Below are 12,673 nucleotides of genomic sequence, written 5' to 3'. Positions count from 1 at the left end.
TCGCTCCTCGTCCCCGCCCGGATCGACCTGCGCAGCGTCCGCGCCGACGCCGCGGCGGGCGGGGCGGTGCCGCACATGCTGCGCGGCCTGGTCCGCGTCGGCCGCCGCCGGCAGGCGGCGCAGGCCGCGGACAGCGGCGGCGCGCGCGGCGGGCTGGCCGAGCGGCTCGCGGGTCTCACCCCGGACGACCGGCTCGCCCTGCTGCTGGACCTGGTCCGCGGCCAGGTCGCCGCGGTGCTCGGGCACGCCGGGGCGGGCGCGGTCCGGGCGGACGCGGCCTTCCGGGACGCCGGGTTCGACTCGCTCACGGCGGTGGAGCTGCGCAACCGGCTGCGCGAGGCCACCGGGCTGAAGCTGCCCGCCACGCTGGTGTTCGACCACCCCAACCCGCAGGCCCTCGCCCGCCACCTGCGCGCCGAACTCGGGGACGGGTCCGGCGACGCGGCGCCCGCCCCGGTGGCGCGGGCCACCGCCGCGGCCGACGCCGACGAGCCGATCGCCGTCGTCGGCATGGCGTGCCGGCTGCCCGGCGGGGTGGCCGGTCCGGACGACCTGTGGCGGCTGGTGGCGGAGCGCCGGGACGCGGTGTCCGGCTTCCCCACCGACCGGGGCTGGGACCTGGACGGCCTGTTCGACCCGGACTGGGAGCGCCCCGGCACGTCCTACACCGACCGGGGCGGGTTCCTGCACGAGGCCGGGCTGTTCGACGCCGGGTTCTTCGGCATCTCGCCGCGCGAGGCGCTCGCGATGGACCCGCAGCAGCGGCTGCTGCTGGAGACCTCGTGGGAGGCGCTGGAGACCGCGGGCGTCGACGCGACGGCGTACCGGGGCGCGGACGTCGGCGTGTTCGTCGGCGCCTTCGGCCAGGGCTACGTCGCGCCGGGCGCCGACGTCGTCACGCCGGAACTGGAGGGCTTCGCCGGGACGGGCGGGTCGTCCAGCGTCGTGTCGGGCCGGGTGTCGTACGTGTTCGGGTTCGAGGGCCCGGCGGTCACGATCGACTCGGCGTGCTCGTCGTCGCTGGTGGCGATGCATCTGGCGGCGCAGTCGCTGCGGTCCGGCGAGTGCTCGATGGCGCTGGCCGGGGGCGCGACGGTCATGGCGAACCCGGGCGCCTTCGTGGAGTTCTCCCGGCAGCGCGGCCTGGCCGTCGACGGGCGCTGCAAGGCGTTCGCCGCCGCGGCCGACGGCACCGGCTGGGCCGAGGGCGCCGGCGTGCTCGTCCTGGAGCGCCTGTCGGTGGCGCGCGAGCGCGGCCACCAGGTGCTGGCGGTGCTGCGCGGCAGCGCCGTGAACCAGGACGGCGCGTCGAACGGGCTGACGGCGCCGAACGGGCCCTCGCAGCAGCGGGTGATCCGCGCCGCCCTCGCCAACGCCGGGCTCGTGCCGTCCGACGTGGACGTCGTCGAGGGCCACGGCACCGGGACGGCCCTCGGCGACCCGATCGAGGCGCAGGCGCTCCTGGCCACCTACGGGCAGGACCGGGACGCCGGGCAGCCGCTGTGGCTCGGGTCGCTGAAGTCCAACATCGGGCACGCGCAGGCCGCCGCCGGTGTCGCCAGCGTGATCAAGATGGTGCAGGCGCTGCGCAACGAGACGCTCCCCGCGACGCTGCACGTGGACGCGCCCACCCCCGAGGTCGACTGGTCCGCCGGGGCCGTCGAGCTGCTGACCGAGTCCCGCGCCTGGCCCCGCGCCGGGCGTCCGCGCCGGGCCGGGGTGTCGGCGTTCGGGGTCAGCGGGACGAACGCGCACCTGATCCTGGAGGAGGCGCCGCCGGACGAGCTGGCCGACGACGCCGAGCCCGGCGCCGGGGACGGCGCGGCGCACGGCGTGCTGCCCGTGGTGGTGTCCGCCCGCGGCGCCGGGGCGCTGGCGGGGCAGGCCGCCCGGCTGGCCGCGTTCCTCGACGGCGACGTCCCGCTCCCGGCCGCCGCCGGGGCGCTGGTGTCCGACCGCGCCGCGCTGGACGAGCGCGCGGTGGTGGTCGCCGGGTCCCGCGCCGAAGCGAAGGCGGGGCTGGCGGCGCTGGCCCGCGGCGAGGCCGCGGGCGGCGTGGTCACCGGCCGGGCGGGCACGCCGGGCAAGGTCGTGTGGGTGTTCCCGGGGCAGGGCGCGCAGTGGATCGGCATGGGCCGCGAACTGCTGGACTCCTCCCCGGCGTTCGCCGGGCGGGTCGGCGAGTGCGCCGCCGCGCTCGCGGGCCTCGTCGACTGGTCGCTGACCGACGTGCTGCGCGGCCGCGCCGCCCCCGACCTGCTGGACCGGGTCGACGTGGTGCAGCCGGCGAGCTTCGCCGTGATGGTGGGACTGGCCGAGGTGTGGCGGTCGTACGGGCTGCGGCCGGACGCCGTGGTGGGGCACTCCCAGGGCGAGATCGCCGCAGCGTGCGTGTCCGGCGCGCTCTCGCTGGAGGACGCCGTCCGGGTGGTGGCGCTGCGCAGCCAGGCCATCGCCGCGGGCCTCGCCGGGCGCGGCGGGATGGCGTCGGTGGCGCTCGGCGAGGACGACGCGGCCGCCCTGCTGGCGCCGTGGGCGGACCGCGTGCAGGTCGCGGCGGTCAACGGGCCCGCGTCGGTGGTGGTCGCCGGCGAGGCCGGCGCCCTGTCCGAGGCGCTGGCGGCCGTCGAAGACCGGGGCGTCCGGGTGCGGCGGGTCCCCGTGGACTACGGGTCGCACACCAACCAGGTCGAGGACATCCGGGGGCTGCTGGCGGAGAAGCTGGCCGGGATCCGCGCGCAGGCGCCGGCCGTCCCGTGGCTGTCGACGGTGACGGGCGAGTGGATCGAGGGGGCCGGGGTCGTCGACGGCGACTACTGGTACCGGAACCTGCGCGCCCAGGTCAGGTTCGGGCCCGCCGTCGCCGAGCTGCTCGACCGGGGGCACTCGGTGTTCGTCGAGATGAGCGCGCACCCGGTGCTCGTGCAGCCGATCAGCGAGGTCGTGGACGGCACCGACGTCGACGCCGTGGTGACCGGGTCGCTGCGCCGCGACGACGGCGGCATGCGGCGCCTGCTCACCTCGATGGCCGAGGCGTACGTCCGGGGCGTCGCGCTCGACTGGAGCGCCGTGCTGCCGGACGTCCCGCCCGGCCGGGTGGCGCTGCCGACGTACGCGTTCGACCACCGGCACTACTGGCTTAAGCCCGCCGGGCCGGCGACGGACGCGGAGTCCCTCGGCCAGGCCGCGGCCGACCACCCGCTGCTGGGCGCGGTCGTGCACCTGCCGCAGTCCGGCGGGCTGGTGTTCACCTCGCGGCTGTCGCTGCGGACCCACCCGTGGCTGGCCGACCACGCGGTCGGCGGGTCGGTGCTCCTCCCGGGGAGCGGGCTGGTCGAGCTGGCCGTGCGGGCCGGGGACGAGGCGGGCTGCCCGGCGCTGGACGAGCTGGTGATCGAGGCGCCGCTGGCGGTGCCCGAGCACGGCGGCGTCCGCGTGCAGGTCGCCGTGAGCGGCCCCGGCGGGGACGGCGCCCGCACCGTGGAGGTGTTCTCGCGGCGCGACGGCGGCGGCGACGCGTGGACGCGGCACGCCACCGGCGTCCTGTCGGCCGAGCCGGACGCCGGTACCGGGTTCGACTTCGCGGCGTGGCCGCCGCCGGGCGCGGCGGAGGTCGACGTCGCCGGCTTCTACTCCGGCCTCGCCGAACGCGGCTACGGGTACGGGCCCGCGTTCCAGGGGCTGCGGGCCGTGTGGCGGCGCGGCGAGGAGGTCTTCGCCGAAGCCGCGCTCCCCGACGACCTCCGCAAGGACGCGGCCCGGTTCGGGCTCCACCCGGCGCTGCTGGACGCCGCCCTCCAGGCCGCCACCGTCGGCGGCGCGGACGAGCCGGGAGAGCCGGTGCTGGCGTTCGCGTGGAACGGGCTGGCCCTGCACGCTTCCGGAGCGTCGGTGCTGCGGGTGCGGCTCGCGCCCGCGGGCACCGACGCGCTGGCGGTCGAGGCCGCCGACGAGACCGGCGGGCCGGTCCTGACGATGGACTCGCTGGTGTCCCGGCCCGTGTCCGCCGAGCGGCTGGGCGCCGCGGCGTCCGGGAGCGCGGACGCGCTGTTCCGGGTGCGGTGGACCGGACTGCCCGCGCCGCTCGGGGAGCCCGCGCCGTCCTGGACGCCGGTGCACGGCGCCTCGGACGTGGCGGCGCTCGCCGAGGGCGGGACCGTCCCGCGGGCGGCCGTCCTGGACGCCGACGGAGGCGGCCCCGACGCGGCGCTGGCGGTGACGTCCCGCGTGCTGGGCGCCGTGCAGGCGTGGCTGGCCGCGCCCGCGCTGGAGGAGTCGCGGCTGGTGATCGCGACCCGGGGTGCGGTGCCCGCCGGGGACGGCGCGGTGACCGACCCGGCGGCGTCGGCGGTGTGGGGCCTGGTCCGGTCGGCGCAGGCCGAGCACCCGGACCGGATCGTCCTGCTCGACCTCGATCCCGCGTCGGCGGGTGACGCCGGGCCGGTGCTGGGCGCGGTGCTCGCATCGGGTGAGCCGCAGGTCGCGGTGCGCGGCACGGCCCTGTCCGTTCCGCGTCTCGCCCGCGCCGCCGGTTCCGTGCCAGTGGCGGACGTCCCGGTGGCGTTCGGTTCGGAGGGGACGGTGCTGGTGTCGGGCGCGGGCGCCCTCGGCGGCTTGGCCGCCCGGCATCTGGTCGCGCGGCACGGCGTCCGCCGCCTGCTCCTGGCGAGCCGCCGGGGCCCGGACGCCGAAGGGGCGGACGCCTTGGTCGCCGAGCTGTCCGACCAGGGCGCGGAAGTGTCGGTGGTCGCCTGCGACCTCGCGGACCGCGACCAGGTCGCGGCGCTGCTGGGGTCCGTGCCCGCCGAGCATCCCCTGAGCGGAGTCGTCCACACCGCCGGTGTCTTCGACGACGGCGTGATCGGCGCGCTGACGCCGGAGCGGCTCGCCGGGGTGTTCGCGCCGAAGGTCGACGCGGTGCGGCACCTGGACGAGCTGACCCGGGGCATGCAGCTGGACGCGTTCGTCGTGTTCTCGTCCGTCGCGGGCGTGGCCGGCGGCGGCGGCCAGGGCAACTACGCGGCGGCGAACGCCTACCTGGACGGGTTGATGGCGAGCCGCCGCGCCGCGGGCCTGCCGGGCCTGTCACTGGCGTGGGGCCTGTGGGAGCGCGGTGTCGGCATGGCCGCCCACCTCGGCGCCGTCGACCACGCGCGCGCCGACCGCGGCGGCGTCCTGGAACTGACGCGGGCCGAGGGCCTGGCGGCGTTCGACGACGCGCTGCGGCTGGACGAGTCCCTGCTGGTGCCGATCAAGCTGGACACGGCCGCGCTGCGGGCGGACGCCGAGTCCGGCGGCACGCTGCCGCCCGTCCTGCGCGGGCTGGTCCGGGCCGGCCGCAGGCAGGCGCGGACGGCCGCCGCGGACGGCGACGCGCTGCCGCGCACGCTGGCCGGGCTCGCCGCCGACGAGCAGGAGGCCCTGCTCCTCGACCTGGTGCGCGGCCAGGTCGCCGCCGTGCTCGGCCACGCCGGGCCGGAGGCGGTGCGGGCGGACGCGGCGTTCCAGGACGCCGGGTTCGACTCGCTGACCTCGGTGGAGCTGCGCAACCGGCTGCGCGAGACGACCGGGCTGAAGCTCCCGGCCACGCTGGTGTTCGACTACCCGACCCCGCAGGCCCTCGCCCGCCACCTGCGCACGGAACTGGTCCCGGACGCCGGCCCGGCCGGCGGGACGGGCAACGGCGCGGGCGGCGGGACGTCCGGCGCGGCCCTGGACGAGGAGCGGCTGCGGCACGTGCTCGCCTCGGTCCCGCTGGCGCGGCTGCGCGAGGCGGGACTGGTCGACGTGCTGACCAGGCTGGCCGACCTGGGCGAGACCGGACCGGACGGGGCGTCCGACGGGGACGCGCGGCCGGTCGCCGAACTGGACGTCGACGACCTCGTGCAACTGGCGATGGGCGAGGAGTAGGCCCGTGGAACTGATTGGGGCGGTTCGTTGAGTGCGTCGTATGAGCAGGTCGTGGAGGCGCTGCGGAAGTCGGTGGAGGAGGTCGGCACGCTGAAGCGGCGGAACCGCCGGCTCCTCGGCGCGTTCCGCGAGCCGATCGCGATCGTCGGCATGGCGTGCCGGCTGCCCGGCGGGGTGGCCGGACCGGACGACCTGTGGCGGCTGGTGTCCGAGGGCCGGGACGCGGTGTCCGGCTTCCCGGACGACCGGGGCTGGGACCTGGACGGCCTGTTCGACCCCGATCCCGACCGGTCGGGCACCACGTACGTCGGCCAGGGCGGGTTCCTGCACGAGGCCGGGCTGTTCGACGCCGGGTTCTTCGGCATCTCGCCGCGCGAGGCGCTCGCGATGGATCCGCAGCAGCGGCTCCTGCTGGAGACCTCGTGGGAGGCCCTGGAGGGCGGCGGCATCGACCCGGCCTCGCTGAAGGGCGGCGACGTCGGCGTGTTCACCGGCGTCGCCGGGCAGGGCTACGGCGCCGGTGTCGAGGGGCCGGAGATGCACAGCTTCGCCGGCACCGGTCTGGCGTCGAGCGTGGCGTCGGGCCGGGTGTCGTACGTGTTCGGGTTCGAGGGCCCGGCGGTCACGATCGACACCGCGTGCTCGTCCTCCCTCGTCGCGATGCACCTGGCGGCGCAGGCGCTGCGGTCGGGCGAGTGCTCGATGGCGCTGGCGGGCGGCGCGATGGTGATGTCGAGCCCCAACTCGTTCATCGTGTTCTCCCGGCAGCGGGGCCTGGCCGAGGACGGCCGCTGCAAGGCGTTCGCGGACGGCGCGGACGGCATGGGCCTGGCCGAGGGCGTCGGCGTGCTCGTCCTGGAGCGCCTGTCGGTGGCGCGGGAGCGCGGGCACAAGGTACTTGCGGTGCTGCGCGGCAGCGCGGTGAACCAGGACGGCGCGTCGAACGGGCTGACGGCGCCGAACGGTCCGTCGCAGCAGCGGGTGATCCGCGCAGCGCTGGCCAACGCCGGCCTGTCCCCGTCCGACGTGGACGTCGTCGAGGGCCACGGCACCGGGACGGCCCTCGGCGACCCGATCGAGGCGCAGGCGCTCCTGGCCACCTACGGCAAGGAGCGCGATCCCGAGGAGCCGCTGTGGCTCGGGTCGGTGAAGTCGAACATCGGGCACGCGCAGGCCGCCGCCGGTGTCGCGAGCGTCATCAAAGTGGTGCAGGCGATGCGCCACGGCGTCATGCCGCCGACCCTGCACGTCGAAGAGCCCACGTCCCAGGTGGACTGGTCGACCGGCGCCGTCGAGCTGCTGACAGAGGCCCGGGAGTGGGCGCCGGACGGACGTCCGCGCCGCGCCGGGGTCTCGTCCTTCGGCGTCAGCGGGACGAACGCGCACCTGATCCTGGAAGAGGCACCCGAGGAACCGGCGGCCGAAGAGGCACCGCCGTCCGACGGCCCGGTGCCGCTGGTGGTCTCGGCCCGGAGCACCGCGTCCCTGGCCGGGCAGGCCGAACGCTTGGCGGCGTTCCTCAACCGGACCGAGGCGTCCCTCCCCGCGGTCGCCGGGGCGCTGGCAGCGGGCCGTTCGGTGCTGCACGAGCGCGCGGTCGTGGTCGCGGACTCCCGCGAGGAGGCGCTGCACGCACTGGACGCGTTGGCGCGCGGGGAGAACGCGTCCGGTCTCGTGGCGTCCCCCGGGGCAGCCGGCGCACCGGGGAAGGTCGTGTGGGTCTTCCCCGGCCAGGGCACGCAGTGGGTCGGCATGGGCCGCGAGCTGCTTGACGGCTCGCCGGTGTTCGCCGAGCGGGTCGCCGAGTGCGCCGCCGCGCTGGAGCGGTGGGTGGACTGGTCGCTCACAGACGTCCTGCGCGGCGACACCGAGCCAGGCTTCCTGGACCGGGTCGATGTCCTCCAGCCTGCGAGCTTCGCGGTCATGGTCGGCCTGGCGGCGGTGTGGGAGTCGGTCGGAGTAAAGCCCGACGCCGTGGTCGGGCACTCGCAAGGCGAGATCGCCGCCGCGTGCGTCGCGGGCGCCCTGTCCTTGGAGGACGCCGCCAAGGTCGTGGCGCTGCGAAGCCAAGCCATCGCCGCCGAACTCTCGGGACGCGGCGGCATGGCCTCGGTCGCGCTCTCGGAAGCGGACGCGACCGCCCGCCTGGAACCGTGGGCGGACCGCGTCGAGATCGCCGCGGTCAACAGCCCCTCCTCCGTGGTGATCGCCGGGGACGCCGACGCGCTCGACGAAGCGGTCGAGGCACTGGACGCCGACGGCGTCCGCGTGCGGCGCATCGCCGTCGACTACGCGTCTCACACCCGCCACGTCGAGGACATCGAGGACACCCTCGCCAAGGCCCTGGCGGGGATCGAGGCCCAGGCGCCGGCGATCCCGTTCCGGTCCACCGTCACGGACGGCTGGGTGCGGGACGCCGGGGCCGTCGACGGCGGCTACTGGTACCGGAACCTGCGCTCCCGGGTGCGGTTCGGGCCCGCGGTCGCCGACCTGTTCGGCCGGGGCCACACGGTATTCGTGGAGGTGAGCGCCCACCCGGTGCTGGTGCAGCCGATCGCCGAGCTCGCCGACGACCGGGCCGCCGACGCCGTCGTGACCGGGTCGCTGCGCCGCGACGACGGCGGGACGCGGCGGCTGCTGACGTCGATGGCCGAGCTGTTCGTCTGCGGCGTCGCCGTCGACTGGAGCGCGGTCGCGCCCGCCGCGGACGGACGTCCGGACCTGCCGACGTACGCGTTCGACCGCCGGCACTACTGGCTCCATTCGGCCGAACGGGCCGACGCGGCGTCGCTGGGGCAGGCGGCGGCCGGCCATCCGCTGCTCGGCGCCGTCCTCCGGCTGCCGGAGTCCGACGGGCTGGTGTTCACCTCGCGGCTGTCGCTGCGGACGCACCCCTGGCTCGCCGACCACGCGATCGGCGGCACGGTCCTCTTCCCCGGCACCGGCCTGGTCGAGCTGGCGCTGCGGGCCGGGGACGAGGCCGGGTGCCCGGTGCTGGACGAGCTGGTGACCGAGGCGCCCGTGGTGCTGCCCGAGCGCGGCGGCGTCCGGGTGCAGGTCGTGGTGGGCGGCCCGGACGGCGGCGGGGCGCGGACGGTGGAGGTGTTCGCGCAGCGCGAGGACGGCCCGGACGTGTGGACGCGGCACGCCACGGGCGTCCTGTCGGCCGAGCCGGGCACCGGCGCCGCGTTCGATTTCGCCGCGTGGCCGCCGCCGGGCGCGCAGGAGGTCGAGGTCGGGGACTTCTACGCCGACCTGGCCGGCCGCGGCTTCGCGTACGGGCCGGTCTTCCAGGGCGTCCGGACGGTGTGGCGGCGCGGCGAGGAGGTCTTCGCCGAGGTCGCGCTCCCCGACGGGCACCGCGAGGCGGCCGCCGGGTTCGGCCTCCACCCGGCCCTGCTGGACGCGGCGCTCCAGACCGGGACGGTCGCCGCCGCGGCCGCCGGGGAGGGGTCCGGGCGGTCGGTGATGCCGTTCTCCTGGAACGGCGTGCGGCTGCACGCCGTCGGCGCGCCTGCGCTGCGGGTGCGGGTCGCGTCGGACGGCTCGGACACGATGTCCGTGGAGGCCGCCGACCAGACCGGCGCGCCGGTCCTGGCGATGGACTCGCTGGTCCTGCGCGAGGTGTCCCCCGAGCAGGCGGCGCTGGCGGACACGGCGGCGATCCACGACGCCCTGTTCCAGGTGGACTGGACCGACCTGCCCGCTCCTCCGCAGGACCCCGCGCCCGCGCCCGCGTGGGCGGCGGTGGCGACCGCGGACGACGTGGCGGCCCTGGGCACCGGCGCGGACGCGCCCCCGGTGGCGGTCCTGGAGGCGTTCGGCGGGGACGGCCCGCGCGCGGAGCTGGACCTGGCGTGCCGCGTGCTGGACGTCGTCCAGGCGTGGCTCGCGGACGCCGCGGACGCCGCGGACGCCGGGGAGGCGCGGCTCGTGGTCGTCACCCGCGGCGCCGTCCCCGCCGGGGACGGCGCGGTGACCGACCCGGCGGCGTCGGCGGTGTGGGGCCTCGTCCGTGCCGCGCAGTCCGAGAACCCGGAGCGGATCGTCCTGCTCGACCTCGACCCGGCGTCCGCCGACGGGCCCGGCTCCGCCGTGGGCGCGGCGCTGGCGTCCGGTGAGCCGCAGGTCGCGGTGCGCGGCGGGACGCTCGCCGTGCCGCGCCTCGCGCGCGTCACCGACCGGGCCGCCGGCACCGAGCCGGTGTTCGGCCCGGACGGGACGGTCCTGGTCTCGGGCGGCGGGACGCTGGGTGCTCTCGCGGCCCGCCACCTGGTCGCCCGGCACGGCGTCCGGCACCTGCTGCTGGCCAGCCGCCGGGGCCCGGACGCCGACGGCGTCGACGCCCTGGTCGCCGAACTCGCCGAGCAGGGCGCGGACGTGTCCGTGGCCGCCTGCGACGTCGCCGACCGGGACCAGGTCGCGGACCTGCTGGCGTCCGTCCCCGCCGAGCGCCCCCTGACCGGCGTCGTCCACATGGCGGGCGTCCTGGACGACGGCGTGATCGGCGCGCTGACCCCGGAGCGGCTGGCGGGGGTGTTCGCGCCGAAGGTCGACGCGGTGCGGCACCTCGACGAGCTGACCCGCGGCACGGACCTGGACGCGTTCGTGGTGTTCTCGTCGGCCGCCGCGCTCATGGGGTCCGCCGGCCAGGGCAACTACGCGGCGGCGAACGCGTACCTGGACGGGCTGATGGCGGGCCGCCGCGCGGCGGGCCTGCCGGGGCTGTCCCTGGCGTGGGGGCTATGGGAGCAGAGCGACGGCCTGACCGCGCACCTCGGCGCCACCGACCAGGCGCGGATGAGCCGCGGCGGCGTCCTCGCGATGACGCCCGCCGAGGGCCTGGAGATGCTCGACACCGGGCTGCACGCCGACCGGGCGCTGCTGGTCCCGATCAAGCTGGACCTGCGGACGCTGCGCGGCAAGGCCGCGGCGGGCGAGGACGTCCCGCACCTGCTGCGCGGCCTGGTCCGCACCGGCCGGCGGGTGGCGCGGGCCGCCGGCGACGGCGGCGGGCTGCTGCGCAGGCTCGCTGGGCTGCCGCCGGAGGAGCGGGAGGGCGTCCTGCTGTCGCTCGTCCAGGACGAGGCGGGCGGGGTGCTCGGCTTCACCGGGCCGGAACTGGCGCAGGGCACCCGCGGCTTCAGCGACATCGGGTTCGACTCCCTGACCGCGGTCGAGCTGCGGAACCGGCTGAGCGCGGCGACCGGGGTCAAACTGCCCGCCACGCTGATCTTCGACTACCCGACCCCGGTGGCGCTCGCCCGCCACCTGCGCGAGGAACTCGGCGACGAGCACGGCGACGAGGCGCCCGCCGCGTCCGGCGCCCGCGCGGCGACCGCCGCGGGCGCCGCCGACGCCGGCGACCCCATCGCGATCGTCGGCATGGCGTGCCGCCTGCCGGGTCAGGTCACCGGCCCGGACGACCTGTGGCGGCTGGTGTCCGAGGGCCGCGAGGGCATGTCGTCCTTCCCCGACGACCGCGGCTGGGACCTGGACGCCCTGTTCGACGCCGACCCGGAGCGCGCGGGCACCTCGTACACCACCCGGGGCGGGTTCCTGCACGAGGCCGCCCAGTTCGACGCCGGGTTCTTCGGGATCTCACCGCGCGAGGCGCTCGCGATGGACCCGCAGCAGCGGCTGCTGCTGGAGGCGTCCTGGGAGGCGCTCGAACGGGCGGGCGTCGACCCGACCGCGGCGCGCGGCGCCGACATCGGCGTGTTCTCCGGCGTGTCCATCCACGACTACCTCGAATCCCTGAGCAACATGCCCGCGGAGCTGGAGGGCTTCGTCACGACCGCCACGGCGGGGAGCGTCGCCTCCGGCCGCGTGTCGTACGTGTTCGGGTTCGAGGGCCCGGCCGTCACGATCGACACCGCGTGCTCGTCCTCCCTCGTCGCGATGCACATGGCCGCCCAGGCGCTGCGGTCCGGCGAGTGCTCGATGGCGCTGGCGGGCGGCGTCGCGGTGATGGGTTCGCCGATCGGCGTGCTCGGCATGTCGCGGCAGCGGGGCCTGGCCGAGGACGGCCGCTGCAAGGCGTACGCGTCGGGCGCGGACGGCACGGTCCTGTCCGAGGGCGTCGGCATCGTCGTCTTGGAGCGCCTGTCGGTGGCGCGCGAGCGCGGCCACAAGGTGCTGGCGGTGCTGCGGGGCAGCGCGGTGAACCAGGACGGTGCGTCGAACGGGCTGACGGCGCCGAACGGTCCGTCGCAGCAGCGGGTGATCCGCGCCGCCCTGGCCAACGCGGGACTCGCCCCGTCGGAGGTCGACGTGGTCGAGGGCCACGGGACCGGGACGGCCCTGGGCGACCCGATCGAGGCGCAGGCGCTCCTGGCCACCTACGGCAAGGGACGCGGCGAGGAGAGCCCGGTATGGCTGGGCTCGCTGAAGTCGAACATCGGGCACACGCAGGCCGCCGCCGGTGTCGCGAGCGTCATCAAGATGGTGCAGGCGATGCGGCACGGCGTCATGCCGCCGACCCTGCACGTCGAAGAACCCACGTCCCAGGTGGACTGGTCGACCGGCGCCGTCGAGCTCCTGGCCGAGGCACGGGACTGGTCACCGAACGGGCATCCGCGCCGAGCGGGCGTGTCGTCGTTCGGGATCAGCGGGACGAACGCGCACCTCATCCTTGAGGAAGTGCCGGAGGAACCGGTCGCCGAGGAGGTGCCGCCGTCCGACGGCCCGGTGCCGCTGGTGGTCTCGGCCCGGAGCACGGGGTCCCTGGCCGGACAAGCCCAACGGCTGGCGGCCTTCCTGG

At 77.0% G+C, this 12,673-nt stretch carries 2 protein-coding genes; both read left to right on the top strand.

The genetic code is table 11. The annotated features are described in order from the left end of the window. Window positions 1-5,910 (top strand): type I polyketide synthase (locus H505_RS45985; RefSeq protein WP_157433229.1); only part of this gene is annotated, 5,910 nt, incomplete at its 5' end. A 27-nt stretch (window positions 5,911-5,937) separates the two neighbouring features. Then, on the top strand, window positions 5,938-12,673 hold a 6,736-nt coding region (locus H505_RS0133010), incomplete at its 3' end, for a type I polyketide synthase (protein ID WP_026405360.1).

The organism is Actinomadura rifamycini DSM 43936, assembly GCF_000425065.1.
Lineage (GTDB): Bacteria > Actinomycetota > Actinomycetes > Streptosporangiales > Streptosporangiaceae > Spirillospora > Spirillospora rifamycini.
The sequence above is the reverse complement of the archived record's forward strand: the minus strand, read 5'-3'. Positions and strand labels throughout refer to the sequence as shown.